This is a genomic window from Rhizobium mongolense USDA 1844 (assembly GCF_000419765.1).
Taxonomy (GTDB): Bacteria; Pseudomonadota; Alphaproteobacteria; order Rhizobiales; family Rhizobiaceae; genus Rhizobium; species Rhizobium mongolense.
The window spans coordinates 254,909-269,740 of record NZ_ATTQ01000004.1 but is presented as its reverse complement, the minus strand read 5'-3'; the positions used below and the strand labels follow the sequence as shown (position 1 = coordinate 269,740).

Sequence of the window (14,832 nt, the reverse complement as noted above, 5' to 3'; positions counted from 1 at the left end):
TTCGCATGAGCACCGTTTCAACGCCTATGGCGAGCACCGCCCCCCTGATCAATAAGGATCGCGTGATCGACTGGCTGGGTATCGCGCCCTTCGTCATCTTCGCTCTGCTGTTTCTGATCATCCCCACGCTTTATCTCGTCGTCGGCGCCTTCCTCACGCCGGAAGGCGAATTCACGTTCAAGAACATCGGCGATCTCTTCACGCCGTCGATCATGAGCGCCTATTGGATCAGCATCCGCGTATCGGTGGCTTCCGCCCTCGGCGGTGCGCTGATCGGCTTCTTTCTCGCCTGGGCAGTGGTCCTCGGCGGCCTGCCCTCCTCTGTCCGCTCGACGCTATTGACCTTCTCCGGCGTCGCATCGAACTTCGCCGGCGTGCCGCTTGCCTTCTCGTTCCTGGCAACGCTCGGCCGCACCGGCCTCGTCACCATCTTCCTGCGCGACTGGTTCGGCTTCAATCTCTACGGCACCGGATTCAACCTTTTATCCTTCTTCGGCCTCACCATCACGTACATGTACTTCCAGATCCCGCTGATGGTGCTGATCCTGACGCCGGCGCTCGACGGCATGAAGAAGGAATGGCGCGAGGCCGCTGAAATCCTTGGCGCCACGAACCGCCAGTACTGGACGATGGTCGCCCTGCCGATCCTTTGGCCGAGCCTGCTCGGCACGACGCTGCTGCTCTTTGCAAACGCCTTCGGCGCCATCGCCACAGCCTATGCGCTGACAGGAAGCTCCCTGAACATCGTTCCGATCCTGCTTTACGCGCAGATCCGCGGCGATGTTCTTCACAACCCGAACCTCGGCTATGCGATCGCGCTCGGCATGATCGTCATTACCGGCGTCTCCAACGTCCTTTACCTGATGCTGCGCATGCGCGCCGAACGGTGGCAGAAATGAAAGCTCAACGTCTCGGCGCCTGGCTCGCCATCTTTCTGGGTGCGTCCTATTTCATCATTCCGCTGATCGGCACCATCGAGTTTTCGCTGCGCATGCGCCGCGGCGTATACAGCTTCGACGCCTATCAGTCGGTCTTTTCGGACATCCAGTTCCGCGAGACCTTCGGCTATTCCATGCTGATGGCCCTTTTGACAATCGTCTTCGGCATGCTGCTCGTCGTGCCGACGGCCTATTGGGTTCGCCTGCGCCTGCCACAGATGCGCCCGATCGTGGAATTCGTGACGCTGCTGCCGCTGGTTATCCCGGCGATCGTCATCGTCTTCGGCTATCTGCGCATGTACAATTCATCGTCGTTCCTGCCGTTGACGGGTTCTACGACCGGTACGAACATCCTGCTCGTCTGCTCCTACATCACGCTGTCGCTGCCCTACATGTATCGAGCGGTCGATACCGCCATGCGCGCCATCGACGTCCGCACGCTGACAGAGGCGGCCGAAAGCCTCGGTGCCAGCTGGCCGACCATCATGTTCCGGTGCATATTCCCGAACGTCATGAGCGGCGTGCTGTCCGGCGCCTTCATTACGCTGGCGATCGTCATGGGCGAATTCACGATGGCTGCCCTCCTCAACCGGCCGGCCTTCGGGCCCTATCTGCAGCTCGTCGGCGCCAACAAGGCGTACGAGCCGTCGGCGCTCGCCGTCATTGCCTTTTCGATCACATGGCTCTGCATGGGTCTGCTCAACCTCATCTCCCGCTTCCAAAAATCCGCCCCCGCAAGGTAACTGGCCATGTCATTCCTCACGCTGACCAATCTTCAGAAGTCCTTCGGCCAGGTTCAGGTCGTCCATAATTTCAACATGAGCATCGAGAAGGGGGAATTCGTCTCCTTTCTCGGGCCGTCGGGCTGCGGCAAGACCACGGTGCTGCGCATGATCGCCGGCTTCGAAACGCCGACCGGCGGCAGCCTCTTCATCAACGGCAAGGATCAGCGCCCGCTGAAGCCGAACCAGCGCAACATCGGCATGGTCTTCCAGGCTTACGCGCTGTTCCCGAACATGAACGTGCACGACAACGTCGCCTTCGGTCTCAAGGTTGCAGGCATGCCGAAGGCCGACATCGATGCGCGCGTGAAGGAAATGCTGGGTCTTATCCGCCTCGACCATCTCGCTGATCGCTTCCCCTACCAGATGTCCGGCGGCCAGCAGCAGCGCGTGGCGCTTGCCCGCGCGCTTGCCGTCAAGCCGCAGGTTCTGCTGCTCGACGAACCGCTCTCCGCGCTCGATGCGAAGATCCGCGTGTCGCTGCGCGAAGAGATCCGCCTCATCCAGCAGAAGCTCGGCATCACCACCATCTTCGTGACGCACGACCAGGAAGAGGCGCTCTCGATCTCCGACCGTATTGTCGTCATGAATGGCGGCAAGGCGGATCAGATCGGCACACCCTTCGAGGTCTACAATACGCCGGCAACTCGTTTCGTCGCTTCCTTCGTCGGCACGCTGAACATGATCGAGGCGAAGATCGTCGATCCGGCGGCAAACCGCATCCAGATCGGTGACCAGGGCGTGACGCTCAAGCAGTCCCTCGCAACCTGCAAGGCGGGCGAGACCGTTTCGCTGGCGCTGCGTCCAGAAGCGGGCTCGCTTTCCGACAGCGTCAAGAGCGATACGGCGCTGACCGGTCAGGTCATCTCCGCCCACTTCCTCGGCTCCGTCATCCGCACCCGCATGAATGTCGGCGGCAACGTCATTTCCTTCGACATGTTCAACAGCCCGGGCGTCACCCCGCCGCAGGCAGGCGAAACCGTCACGCTCCGCTTCATGGCCGCCGACCTGCTCGTCGTCCGCGATTGATCTTGCTTAAATAATCGGACAAGGGCGCCATTCTCCGTGGCGTCTTTTTCTCGATGCTGCTGACCTGGATCCTGTCGGCCGGGATCGTCGTCACCACGCTGATGAACGCGACCTACGCAATCGGCGGCCCACCCCGCTTGCGGTGGCGTCATTTGTGCCGATCAATCCGATGGCGCCTGCCTATGACCTGCTCTTCATCGCCGTACTTGCCTTCATCCTTGTGGCGGCCGAGGCAGCGTCGAAGCCGATATCGGCATCGAGGAACGGACGGACCGGCTGGCGCAGAAGGCGTGAGAGAGCTCCGTATGGCAAGAGGGTGCGGCAGGAGGTTGCGCCCCTTCACTCCTCCGGTCGCCCCTACCGTATCGCCTGTTCGTTTTCATCGAAGCGATGCATATGCGCCTTGTCCGGCGTCGCATAGACAATCTCGTCCGGCTCGTACTTGTGTTCGCCAAAGAGGCGCGCCGTCAGCAGGCCGCACTGGTCGGTCTCCAGATAGACGATCGTATCGGCGCCGAGATGCTCGACATGCACGATTTTCGCCTTCCAGGTCCCCTGCTCGCGCGAAAGCGTCAGATGCTCGGGACGAACGCCGATCGTCCTCGCCTCCTTGTCGCTGAGCTTTTCTGCCGGGATAAAGTTCATCATCGGTGAGCCGATGAAGCCAGCGACGAAGACGTTGGCCGGCCGATTGTAGAGTTCCATCGGCGAACCGACCTGCTCGATCGCACCGGCGTTCAGCACAACGATCTTGTCGGCCAGCGTCATCGCCTCGACCTGGTCGTGGGTGACGTAGATCATCGTCGCCTTCAGGCTGCGATGGAGGCGGGCGATCTCCAGGCGCGTCTGGACGCGCAGCGCCGCATCGAGATTGGAAAGCGGCTCGTCGAAGAGGAAAAGTTCCGGTTCGCGCACGATGGCGCGGCCGATCGCGACGCGCTGGCGCTGGCCCCCGGAGAGCTCGGCCGGCCGGCGCGCGAGATAGGGCCCCAGCGACAGCATCGACGATGCCTTGCCGACGCGCGTCTCGATCTCGTCCCTCGGCATTCCCGCCTGCTTCAGGCCGAGCCCCATGTTGTCCTTCACGGTCAGGTGGGGATAGAGCGCGTAGGATTGGAAGACCATGGCGATACCGCGCTTGGCAGGCGGCGTCAGCGTCTCGTCCTTGCCGTTGATGAGGACGGCGCCGGACGTCACGTCTTCGAGGCCGGCGATGCTGCGTAGCAGGGTCGATTTTCCGCATCCGGACGGTCCGACGAAGATGACGAATTCGCCGTCCCTGACCTCAAGGTCGATGCCCTTCAGCACCTCATGCGTGCCATAGGTCTTGCGTATGGATTTGAGTTGAAGCGATCCCACTAATCTTTCCCTTACAGTTTGACCGGTTTGCCGGTGCGTACGCTCTCATCGGCGGCGAGGCAGATTCGTAGCGATACGACGGCATCTGCCATGTGGCGATTGAGGTCGAGATCCTCGCGAATGGCCTTGAGCATGAAGGACTGCTCGCGGTCGCAGAGCTCCTGATGGCCAGGTTCGCCCGCCATCGTCATGTCCTGATCCGGATTGATGAACTTGCCGTCCGGCCCGGTCTCGGCATTATGCAGCCGGATCACGGAGGTCTTGGTGTGCGTGTCGATGTCGTCCGATTTCGCGTTCGGGTCCATGACGATCGAGACCGCCCCCTTTGGAGACATGACATCTTTCACGAAGAAGGCCGTCTCCGAGATCATCGGCCCCCAGCCGGCCTCGTACCAGCCGACAGAACCATCCTCGAAGATCACCTGCAGGTGGCCGTAATTGTACATATCCGGCGCGACCTCGCCGGAAAGCCGCAGCCCCATGCCGCGCACCTCGACGGGCTTGGCATCGGTGATCTGGCACATGACGTCGACATAATGCACGCCGCAATCCACGATCGGCGATGTCGTCTGCATCAGTGATTTATGCGTCTCCCAGGTCGGGCCGCTGGATTGCTGGTTGAGGTTCATGCGGAACACGTAGGGCGGCCCAAGTTTTCGTGCTTCCTCGATCAGCTTTATCCAGGATGGATGATGGCGAAGGATGTAGCCGATCACCAGCTTCCGCCCGGCTTTCTTCGCAGCCGCCACGACGCGCTCGGCGTCGGCTACGGTCGTTGCAAGCGGCTTTTCCACAAAGACATCGCAACCGGCCTCGAATGCGGCGACCGCATAGTCGGCATGACTGTCAGAATAGGTGCAGATGGAGCAGAGGTCGGGCCTCAGCTCGGCCAGCGCCGTCTTGAAGTCCGGATAGATGCCGTAGCCCTGCAGCTCAGGCGCAAGCTCCGGCTTCGAGCGGTTGACGAGACCGACGATCTCGAAGTCCGGGTTGTTGTGATAGGCGAGCGCATGGCTACGGCCCATATTGCCGAGCCCCGCGACGAGAACACGGACCGGATTTTGCAAAACGGTCATTTCACTGCTCCGGAGGTGATGCCGCGGATCAGCTGCCGCGAAAAGATGACGTAGAGCACGAGGATCGGCAGGATCGCCAGCGACAGCGCAGCCAGGACCGCGTTCCAGTTGGTGACGAATTGCCCGATAAATATTTGCGAGCCGAGCGTTACGGTCTTGGTGGATTCGGCCGGCGCCAGGATCAGCGGGAACCAGAGATCGTTCCAGATCGGGATCATCGTAAAGACCGCAACCGTCGCCATCGCCGGGCGCACAAGCGGCAGCACCAGCCGGAAGAAAATTGCGTATTCGGAAAGCCCGTCAATGCGGCCGGCATTCTTCAGGTCATCGGAGACCGTGCGCATGAATTCCGACAGGATGAAGATCGCCAGCGGAATGCCCTGCGCCGTATAGACGAGAACCAGCGCTGTCAACGTATTGACGAGACCCGCCGCAACCATGCCCTGCAGGATCGCGACCGTGCCGAGACGGATGGGGATCATGATGCCGATCGCCATGTAGAGGCCCATCAGCGTGTTGCCGCGGAAGCGGTATTCGGACAAGGCGAACGCCGCCATCGCGCCGAACAGCAGCACGAAGAAGATCGAGACGACCGTCACGATCAAGCTATTCTGGAAATAAGTCGCGAAGTCGCCCTGCCCCAGCACCGTCCGATAGCCGACAAGGCTGAAGGTCGAGGGCGTCGGGACCTGCAGGGGCGAACGGAAGATCGCGTTGCGGTCCTTGAACGAGTTGATGATCGTGAGAAACACCGGAAAGACGGCGACGAGCGTGTAACCGATCAAAGCCAGGTGAACGAGCCCGGTGCGGATCGGCGATGTGCGTGCTCTGTTGGACATGGACCACGCTCCTTAGAACTGATACCGGCGCATGCGCCGCTGGATGGCAAAAAGATAGAACGAGACGCCAGCGAGAATGATTAGGAACATCGTCGTCGCGATCGTCGCCCCCATGGACCGGTCGCCGAGCTGCAGCTGGAAGCCGAAGAAGGTGCGGTAAAGCAGCGTTCCCAGAATGTCGGTCGACTTATCGGGGCCAGCAAGCGCGCCCTGCACCGTGTAGATCAAGTCGAAGGCGTTGAAGTTGCCGACGAAGGTCAGGATCGAGATGATGCCGATCGCCGGCAGGATGAGCGGTAGCTTGATCTTCCAGAACTGTGCCCAGCCGGTGATACCGTCGCATTCCGCCGCCTCGATCACCTCTTCCGGAATGCTGAGCAGCGCCGCGTAGATCAGCATCATCGGGATGCCGATATATTGCCAGTTGGAAATCAGCGAGACGGCGACCAGCGCCGGGCCGGACTGGCCGAGCCAGGGCGCAAAGAAGGACTTCATGCCAACAAGGCTCATCAGCCAGGGTGCAACGCCCCAGATCGGCGAGAGGATCAGCTTCCAGATGAAGCCGACGATCACGAATGAAAGCAGTGTCGGCAGGAACATCGCGGTGCGGTAGAAGGCGACGAAACGCAGCCGCGGCGTGGACAGAAGCGCTGCAAGCGCAATGCCGATCGGATTCTGCACGCACATATGAATGGCGAAAAAGATCAGGTTGTTGACAAGCGCATTCCAGAAATCATGCGCCCAGTGTGGATCGCTGAACAGCACCTTGTAGTTCGCAAGGCCAACGAAGGCGGGCGCGCCGTCAACCACATTGTAGAACGAAAGCCTGAGCGTTTCGATCAACGGCAGGATCATGATCGCCGAGTAGACGACGATTGCCGGGAGAAGAAAGACGCCGATATGCCAGCGCACCGGGCGCTTGAGCGAAATCGGGGTTTCCGATGTCAGATCGGTCATTGTTTCTGGCTCGCTTTGCTTCGTTCTCTCCCCTATCCTCGGGTTATCCCGAAAATCAAACAGGGATCCAGTTGCGCCGCGTCGGCGGCGCGGGAGACTCTTCTCACGCGAAAGACTTCGCGTGGCTGGATTCCTGTGACGAGCACAGGAATGAGGGCGGCGGAAGATCGCCGCCCTTCTCGCTGGAGGCTTACTTGGCCGGCTTGTACCAGCTGTCGAGACCCTTCTGGAGCTTTTCGGCAGCCACTTCCGGCGTATCCGTGCCGTTGATGACGTTGGCTGATTCAATCCAGGTTTCGTTTTCCAGGTTCGGCGTGCCGCGCTGCAGGATCTGATAGGTCGAGCGGACGGTCGACTTGTACGGGCCGCGCCAGGAAACGAATTCCTGAGCCAACGGATCACTCATCTTCACCGGGTTTGAGTTCAGGCTGAAGAAGCCCGGCAGCGAATTCGCGTAGATGTCTGCGAATTCGGGAGAAGCAACCCAGCTCAGGAATTTCTTGGCTTCCTCGGCATGTGCGCTCTTCGTATTCAGGCCGACACCGATGTCCGGATGGTCGGAGATATAGCCGGTGTCGCCCGCCTTGGGAACCGGCGGCGGGAATGCGCCCATCTTGAACTGCGCCTGGCTGTTGAACAGCGAAATTTCCCATGAGCCGGCGGGGTAGATCGCCGCACGGCCGAGCGTGAAGAGGTTCTGGCTGTCGGAATAGGTCTGCGCTTCGAAGCCGTCGCCGAGATAGGGCTTCCACTTGGCGAGTTCCTTGTAGGGCTCGACCCATTCGGCATCCGTCAGCTTCTTCTTGCCTTCGATCAGGGCCATGCGGCCCTCTTCGCCCTTCCAATAGTTCGGGCCGATGTTCTGGTAGCCCATGGTTGCGGCTTCCCAAAGGTCCTTCGTGCCCATCGCCAGCGGGATGTAGGTGCCGTCCGCCTTGATCTTTTCGAGAGCGGCGTAGAACTCGTCCTGCGTCTTCGGAACGGCGATGCCGAGCTTGTCGAAGGCATCCTTGTTGTAGATGAAGCCGTGAATGACCGAAGCCATCGGAACGCAGAAGGTTGACTTGCCGTCGTCGGTCGACCAGGCAGCCTTCGCAACCGGCGTGAAGTTTTCCATGCCCGGCAGGCTTGTTAGGTCTGCAAGCTGCTTCTTGTTAAAGAGTTCGAGTGAGGCGTCGAACGGCCGGCAGGTGATGATGTCGCCTGCGGATCCGGCGTCGAGCTTGGCGTTCAGCGACGCATTGTATTCCGTCGGCGCGGTCGGCGAGAAAACGAGCTTGATGCCCGGGTTCTTGGCTTCGAAGGCCGGGATGATCTTTTCCTGCCAGATCTGCAGGTCGTCATTGCGCCAGCTTTCGATCGTCAGCGTGACATCCGCAGCGTAGGCAAAGCCGGCAGACGTGAGCAGACTGGAGGCAAGCAGCAGGCTTTTCAGAGCAGTGTTTTTCATTTCCCTCTCCTGTTTTAAGCGCCGCAGGGCGCTATCTTGGTTCTGAAACAAGCAGTTGGCGTGCCTGAGGATTACACCCAACGCCCCTTGGAAGGGCCGCCAGCAACTGCCGGCCCCGAAAGCTCGACGGACACGGAAAGCAAAGACGCTCCCGGCCCGTATGCGCCCTCCCGATACGCTGAACCGGGCGCGATAATTTCCTAAGGAAAAGCTGCAGGCGGCTTGGTCTCCATGGCGTTTGCGCCGAAGCGGCAATCGTGATGCGACCTTCTGTCAAAGAAACCGGCTGATGTCCTGATGCCGGTTTTTTCTGCCTCTACGTGCTGTTCCCTTTTCCGGAATTAAGGCCAAAAAAATACCAATTGTCCAGCCGATTTTAACTTTTGATGCTCATAAATTTCAGTTAAAAAATTTTATCATTCAAAATCAATGACATATAGATGCAAAATTTTCGAACCAATTCTGCTTGGTAAATGGTATTTTTTTGGTATTGTAGCAAAAACCTAAAGGATGCGGCGTTTGGAGGCTCGATGACGGAATTGGCAATCGGCATAGATGGGGGCGGATCGAGCTGCCGGGCTGCAGTTGCCGACAGCAAGGGCAACGTTCTGGGCCGCGGCAAGGCTGGGCCTGCCAACATCCTCTCCGATCTCGACAACTCTCTCCTCAATATCATCTCGTCAGCGCGCGAGGCTCTGCGGGATGCGGGCCTGCCTGCCGAAACCGTTTCCAAGGTCTCCGCCGTCGTCGGCGTCGCGGGCGCCAATGTCGGCGACTACCGAGCCCGCATCGAGCACGCCCTGCCCTTTGCAGATGGCCATGTCGTCACTGATGCCCTGATCGCGCTTGAGGGCGCCCTCGGCGATTCCGACGGCGTCATCGGCGCCTTCGGCACCGGCTCTGTCTACAATGCGCGCCGGGACGGCAAATTGCGAGGTATCGGCGGCTGGGGCTTCGTCGTCGGTGATCAGGCAAGCGGCGCGCGCCTCGGCCGCGACCTATTGGAAAAGTCTCTGCTCGCCTACGACAAGGTGCGCCCGTCTTCGCCACTGACGGTAAAGCTCATGACTGAGTATGGCGACGACCCCGAACGCGTCGTCGAATTCGCCCACGCCTCGAAACCCAAGGAGTTTGCCCGATACGCGCCGCTTGTCTTCGATTACGCCGCACAAGGCGACGAGATCGCAATAGGCATCATCAAGGACGCCGCTGCGGCGATCGGCGATAACCTGGACGCCCTCCTCTGGCCGGAATGCCCAGCGATCTGCCTGCTCGGCGGCCTTGCAAAGGCCTATGAACCCTGGCTCGCCGAGCGGCACAAAGTCCTTCTCAGAGAGCCGAAAGGCGACGTGCTCCAGGGCGCGATCGATCTCGCATTAAAATTTCTTCAGGAGCGACAGAAGGGTGCGGCATGACGGATGATTTCGCCAGCATCCTTTCACCCGAGCGCCTTCAAGGCGGCGGCAGCGGCCCGCTTTATGTCAAACTGCGCCGCACCCTTGAAGAAGCCATTCGCGCCGGCACGCTCGGCCACGGCGATGCCTTGCCGCCGGAGCGCGACATCGCGGAGTTCGCGACCGTCAGCCGAGTCACGGTCCGCAAGGCGATAGACGAACTCGTCGCGGACGGTCTGCTTGTGCGCCGCCACGGCTCCGGCACTTTCGTTGCCAAGCCGGTCTCGAAGGTCGAACAACGGCTGTCCCAGCTCACCTCCTTCACCGAGGATATGGCCCGCCGCGGCATGACCTCGCGCTCCGAGTGGCTGCATAAAGGCATCCACACGCCCTCGCCCGACGAGATGATGAACCTCGGCCTGGCCGCCGATATCAAGGTCTCGCGGCTGAGCCGCCTGCGCATCGCCGACGACCAGCCTCTGGCAATCGAGAATGCCAGTGTCTCGGGCGAATTCCTGCCGGACCCTTTCGTGGTGACGACATCGCTCTATGCCGAACTGGAGAGGCGCCAGGTTCGTCCCATCCGCGCAGTGCAGCGCATCTCAGCCACCAATATGAAGGAAGCCGACGCCCATCTGCTTGGCGTCCCCGTTGGCGCCGCCGGCCTTTCGATCGAGCGTATCTCCTACCTCGGCTCGGGGCGCGCCGTTGAATTCACACGTTCGCTCTATCGCGGAGACGCTTATGATTTTGTGGCGGAACTGACGATCGGGGCCTGAGATCTACTACCTTCCCAGGCTGCGATGTCCTCCTCGTCCATCAATTCGAAAAAGTTCGGGCCGGTTCCGATAACTTTCTTTGAGAAACCAATCTGAAACGAGATCTGCGATGGGCGTCAGCGTCGCAACCGGCTTCCGTCCCTTCACAATAACCACGTCTTCGCCAGAGCGTGCGGCCTCAATCAGCTGCAACACATCGATCTTGCGGCGCGGACAGTCCCATTGTCAGCACACCCTGAGCTGACTGAGCTATCCTGCTCCATATACTACCGATTTTCCGGGCTTTGGAGAGATCAACGGCATAAACCCGGAAAGTGAAAACACCTTCCGGGTTTCTTGAATCAATGCCTGAAGACATCGCATACGCCACGCGTCACGCCGCGTCGTCGATCTCCTCGGCAGCCTTGCGCGGCACGTAGTTGAGCACCGGCCCGAGCCAGCGTTCCACTTCGGAAATCTCCATGCCCTTACGCGCAGCGTAGTCCTCGACCTGGTCGCGCTCCACCTTGGCGACGCCGAAATAGTAGCTGTCGGGGTGGCCGATATAAAGGCCGGAGACCGAAGAACCGGGCCACATGGCGTAGCTTTCCGTCAGCTTCACGCCGGCTGCCTTCTCGGCGTCGAGCAGGCGGAAGAGCGTCGCCTTTTCCGTGTGGTCGGGCTGCGCCGGATAGCCCGGCGCAGGGCGGATGCCGGCATATTCCTCGGTGATGAGTTGCTCGTTGGTCAGCGTCTCGTCCTTGGCATAGCCCCAATACTCGCGCCGGACCCGTTCGTGCATGCGCTCGGCGAAGGCCTCGGCGAAGCGGTCGGCGATCGCCTTGACGAGGATCGAGGAGTAGTCGTCGTTGGCACGCTCGAACCGTTCCGCGATCGCAATTTCCTCGATGCCCGCGGTCACCACGAATCCGCCGACATAGTCCTCGACACCGCTCGACACCGGTGCCACGAAATCCGACAGCGCCATGTTCGGGCGGCCATCGCGCTTGGAAAGCTGCTGGCGGAGCGTGTAGAAGGTCGCAAACTCTTCGGCGCGCGCCTCATCCGTGAAGAGACGGATATCGTCGCCGGCGCTGTTCGCCGGCCAGAAGCCGATGACGGCGCGCGGCCGGAACCACTTCTCGTCGATCACCTTCTTTAGCATCGCCTGCGCATCGGCCCAAAGGGCACGCGCCGCCTCGCCCTGCTTCTCATCTTCGAGGATTGCTGGGAAGCGTCCGCGCAATTCCCATGTCTGGAAGAACGGCGTCCAGTCGATATACTTGGCGATCTCCGCCAGATCATAGTCCTCGAACACCTTGGTGCCGATGAACTGCGGCCTAGTCGGCTTGTAGGCGGCCCAATCCACCTGCTGCGCATTCTCGCGGGCGCGGGAAAGCGGCAGACGAACCTTCTCGGCCTCGCTGCGCGCATGGGCCGCGGCAACCTTGGCATATTCGCCGCGGATATCGTCGATATAGCCCTGGCGCGTATCCGGAGACAGCAAGGACGAGACGACGCCGACGGCGCGGCTTGCATCCGTCACATAGACCGCCTGGCCCCTCGCATAGCCGGGATGGATCTTCACCGCGGTATGAACGCGGCTCGTTGTCGCGCCGCCAATCAGGAGCGGGATATCGAAGCCCTCGCGTTCCATCTCGGCTGCCACATGCACCATCTCGTCGAGCGACGGCGTGATGAGGCCAGAAAGGCCGATGACATCGACTTTTTCGGCCACCGCCGTCTCGAGAATCTTTGTGGCCGGCACCATCACACCGAGGTCGATGATCTCGTAATTATTGCAGGCAAGCACGACGCCGACGATGTTCTTGCCAATATCGTGCACGTCGCCCTTGACCGTCGCCATCAGGATCTTGCCGGCAGTCTTCCTCTCGTCGCCGCCATTGAGGCGCTTTTCCTCTTCCATGTAAGGCAGCAGCACGGCGACCGCCTGCTTCATCACCCGCGCCGACTTGACGACCTGCGGCAAGAACATCTTGCCGGAACCGAACAGATCGCCGACGACGTTCATGCCGGCCATCAGCGGGCCCTCGATGACATGCAGCGGACGTGCCGCCTTCTGGCGGGCCTCTTCGGTATCGGCCTCGATATATTCTGTGATGCCGTTGACCAGAGCGTGTTCAAGTCGCTTCTCGACCGTCCATTCGCGCCAGGAAAGATCCTGAACTCTGGCTTCCTTCGTCCCTGCACCCCGGAAACGCTCGGCGACTTCGAGCAGGCGCTCGGTACCATCCGGACGCCGGTTAAGCACGACGTCTTCGCAGGCGTCGCGCAGCTGCGGATCGATCTGGTCGTAGACCGCAAGCTGGCCGGCATTGACGATGCCCATGTCCATACCCGCCTGGATGGCGTGGTAGAGAAACACGGCATGCATCGCCTCGCGCACCGGCTCGTTGCCACGGAACGAGAAGGACAGGTTGGAAACACCGCCGGAAACATGCACCAGCGGCATGCGCTGGCGGATCGTGCGCGTCGCCTCGATGAAATCGACGCCGTAATTGTTGTGTTCCTCGATGCCGGTCGCGACCGCAAAGATGTTCGGATCGAAGATGATGTCCTCTGGCGGAAAGCCCGCCTTCTCGGTCAGGAGCTTATAGGCGCGGGTGCAGATATTCACCTTGCGCTCGTAAGAATCAGCCTGCCCTACCTCATCGAAAGCCATGACGACGACAGCCGCACCGTAGCGGTGCAGCAGTTTCGCCTGGGCGAGGAAATTCTCCTCGCCTTCCTTCAAAGAGATCGAGTTGACGATCGCCTTGCCCTGAACGCACTTAAGACCCGACTCGATGATCGAAAACTTCGACGAGTCGATCATCACGGGCACCCGGGCAATATCCGGCTCGGCGGCGATCAGGTGCAGGAACTCGACCATCGCCTTTTCGGAGTCGATCAGGCCTTCGTCCATATTGACGTCGATGACCTGCGCGCCGTTTTCCACCTGATCGCGGGCGACGTCCAAGGCCGCATTGTAGTCGGCGTTGGTGATTAGCTTGCGGAAGCGGGCCGAACCGGTAACGTTGGTGCGCTCGCCGACGTTGACGAAAGGAATGTCCTTGGTCAGTTCGAAAGGCTCGAGCCCCGACAAAGACATAAACGGCCGGTGTTCCGGGATCGGCCGCGGCTTGTACTTGGCAACCGTCTCGGCAATCGCGCGGATATGTTCCGGCGTCGAGCCGCAGCAGCCGCCGACGATATTGACGAGGCCTTCGCGCGCGAAGCTGTCGATTTGCGCCGCCATCAGCTCCGGCGTCTCGTCGTACTGGCCGAATTCGTTCGGCAACCCGGCATTCGGATAGGCGCAGACGAAGGTGTCGGCAACACCCGCGAGCTCTTGCAGATGCGGACGCATCGCATTGGCACCGAGCGCGCAGTTGAGGCCGATTGTGAACGGATTGGCGTGGCGCACCGAGTTCCAGAAGGCCGAAGGCGTCTGTCCGGACAGCGTGCGGCCGGAAAGATCGGTAATCGTGCCCGAGATCATCACCGGCAGGCGGATACCCTTCACTTCGAACCGCTCCTCGCAGGCAAAGATTGCAGCCTTGGCATTCAGCGTATCAAAAATGGTCTCGATGAGGATAATGTCCGCGCCACCGTCGATGAGGCCATCGATCTGCTCACCATAGGCGATGCGAAGCTCATCGAAGCTGATCGCACGGAAACCCGGATTGTTCACATCCGGCGAGATCGAGGCAGTGCGGTTTGTCGGGCCGATGGCGCCCGCCACGAAACGGCGGCGGCCATCCTCGCGCTCGGCGCGGATAGCGGCGCGGCGCACGATCTCGGCACCGTCTTTATTGAGCGCGTAGACCTCGCCTTCCATCTGATAATCGGCCTGCGCGATGCGGGTCGATGAGAAGGTATTGGTTTCGAGAATATCCGCGCCAGCCTTGGCGTATTTGTAGTGGATTTCCTCGATCGCATCTGGCTGCGTCAAGATCAGAAGATCGTTATTGCCCTTCTGGTGACAGGCGCAACCGATGAAGCGATCGCCGCGGAACTGGTCCTCATCGTAGCCGAGCCCCTGGATCTGCGTACCCATGGCGCCGTCAAGAACGAGGATTCTCTCGCTCGCCGCTTTCCGCAGAGCTGCAAAGACTTCGCTGCCGTCGCGTTTTGCCCCTTCGGGGCCGAAAAGATTGTCGAACACGGGCGGGCTCCTTGACGTCGTTTAAAGACCAAAGTGACCAAATCACATAAAGATATCTTTATGTCAATATATGCCTGACGTT

General features: G+C 60.5%; 11 protein-coding genes. 5 read left to right on the top strand and 6 right to left on the bottom strand.

The genetic code is table 11. The features are described 5' to 3' along the window. Window positions 1-5: 5 nt before the first annotated feature. The 3 genes from A3C3_RS0109280 to A3C3_RS0109270 are packed head-to-tail and all read left to right on the top strand — an operon-like array spanning window position 6 to window position 2,749. Window positions 6-899 (top strand): ABC transporter permease, encoded by an 894-nt coding sequence (locus A3C3_RS0109280; protein ID WP_022714326.1) that lies wholly within the window; start codon window positions 6-8, stop codon window positions 897-899. Further along, window positions 896-1,681 carry an ABC transporter permease gene (locus A3C3_RS0109275; RefSeq protein WP_022714325.1) on the top strand — a complete coding sequence of 262 codons (786 nt, stop codon included), beginning with the start codon at window positions 896-898 and terminating at the stop codon, window positions 1,679-1,681. Before A3C3_RS0109280 ends, A3C3_RS0109275 begins: the two co-directional genes overlap by 4 nt. Window positions 1,682-1,687: 6 nt before the next feature. Further along, window positions 1,688-2,749, top strand: a complete 1,062-nt coding sequence (locus A3C3_RS0109270) for an ABC transporter ATP-binding protein (protein ID WP_022714324.1) — start codon at window positions 1,688-1,690, stop codon at window positions 2,747-2,749. A 357-nt stretch (window positions 2,750-3,106) separates the two neighbouring features. Here the strand turns inward: A3C3_RS0109270 and A3C3_RS0109260 are convergent, their stop codons facing one another. The 5 genes from A3C3_RS0109260 to A3C3_RS0109240 form a co-directional block, all read right to left on the bottom strand. Then, complete coding sequence (locus A3C3_RS0109260; protein WP_022714322.1) at window positions 3,107-4,108, bottom strand: ABC transporter ATP-binding protein; 1,002 nt, start codon at window positions 4,106-4,108, stop codon at window positions 3,107-3,109. Window positions 4,109-4,119: 11 nt separating this feature from the next. Continuing rightward, window positions 4,120-5,184 (bottom strand): Gfo/Idh/MocA family protein, encoded by a 1,065-nt coding sequence (locus A3C3_RS0109255; RefSeq protein ID WP_022714321.1) that lies wholly within the window; start codon window positions 5,182-5,184, stop codon window positions 4,120-4,122. Further along, on the bottom strand, window positions 5,181-6,023 hold the full coding sequence (locus A3C3_RS0109250) for a carbohydrate ABC transporter permease (RefSeq protein ID WP_022714320.1): 843 nt from the start codon (window positions 6,021-6,023) through the stop codon (window positions 5,181-5,183). The genes A3C3_RS0109255 and A3C3_RS0109250 overlap by 4 nt, the downstream gene beginning before the upstream one ends. Window positions 6,024-6,035: 12 nt before the next feature. Continuing rightward, window positions 6,036-6,980 carry a carbohydrate ABC transporter permease gene (locus A3C3_RS0109245; protein ID WP_022714319.1) on the bottom strand — a complete coding sequence of 315 codons (945 nt, stop codon included), beginning with the start codon at window positions 6,978-6,980 and terminating at the stop codon, window positions 6,036-6,038. 190 nt (window positions 6,981-7,170) lie between these two features. Continuing rightward, window positions 7,171-8,430: an ABC transporter substrate-binding protein gene (locus A3C3_RS0109240; protein WP_022714318.1), complete on the bottom strand. Its 1,260-nt coding sequence runs from the start codon at window positions 8,428-8,430 to the stop codon at window positions 7,171-7,173. Window positions 8,431-8,960: 530 nt separating this feature from the next. On the opposite strand from A3C3_RS0109240, the gene A3C3_RS0109235 reads away from it, so the two are divergent. Both A3C3_RS0109235 and A3C3_RS0109230 read left to right on the top strand, forming a co-directional pair. After that, the gene (locus A3C3_RS0109235; RefSeq protein WP_022714317.1) at window positions 8,961-9,845 is read left to right on the top strand and encodes a glucosamine kinase nucleotide-binding domain-containing protein; all 885 of its coding nucleotides are present in this window, start codon (window positions 8,961-8,963) and stop codon (window positions 9,843-9,845) included. After that, the gene (locus tag A3C3_RS0109230) at window positions 9,842-10,603 is read left to right on the top strand and encodes a GntR family transcriptional regulator (protein WP_022714316.1); all 762 of its coding nucleotides are present in this window, start codon (window positions 9,842-9,844) and stop codon (window positions 10,601-10,603) included. Before A3C3_RS0109235 ends, A3C3_RS0109230 begins: the two co-directional genes overlap by 4 nt. A gap of 373 nt (window positions 10,604-10,976) precedes the next feature. On the opposite strand, the gene metH is transcribed toward A3C3_RS0109230, so the two are convergent. Further along, entirely contained in the window at window positions 10,977-14,750 is a 3,774-nt protein-coding gene (metH, locus tag A3C3_RS0109225) for a methionine synthase (protein WP_022714315.1), read from the bottom strand. Between the last annotated feature and the right edge of the window lie 82 nt (window positions 14,751-14,832).

Coding starts and splice junctions, on each gene's coding strand:
- A3C3_RS0109250 (WP_022714320.1), bottom strand. CDS start 6,023: ATGTCCAACAGAGCACGCACATCGCCGATCCGCACCGGGCTCGTTCAC.
- A3C3_RS0109255 (WP_022714321.1), bottom strand. CDS start 5,184: ATGACCGTTTTGCAAAATCCGGTCCGTGTTCTCGTCGCGGGGCTCGGC.
- A3C3_RS0109270 (WP_022714324.1), top strand. CDS start 1,688: ATGTCATTCCTCACGCTGACCAATCTTCAGAAGTCCTTCGGCCAGGTT.
- A3C3_RS0109275 (WP_022714325.1), top strand. CDS start 896: ATGAAAGCTCAACGTCTCGGCGCCTGGCTCGCCATCTTTCTGGGTGCG.
- A3C3_RS0109235 (WP_022714317.1), top strand. CDS start 8,961: ATGACGGAATTGGCAATCGGCATAGATGGGGGCGGATCGAGCTGCCGG.
- A3C3_RS0109230 (WP_022714316.1), top strand. CDS start 9,842: ATGACGGATGATTTCGCCAGCATCCTTTCACCCGAGCGCCTTCAAGGC.
- A3C3_RS0109245 (WP_022714319.1), bottom strand. CDS start 6,980: ATGACCGATCTGACATCGGAAACCCCGATTTCGCTCAAGCGCCCGGTG.
- A3C3_RS0109240 (WP_022714318.1), bottom strand. CDS start 8,430: ATGAAAAACACTGCTCTGAAAAGCCTGCTGCTTGCCTCCAGTCTGCTC.
- A3C3_RS0109280 (WP_022714326.1), top strand. CDS start 6: ATGAGCACCGTTTCAACGCCTATGGCGAGCACCGCCCCCCTGATCAAT.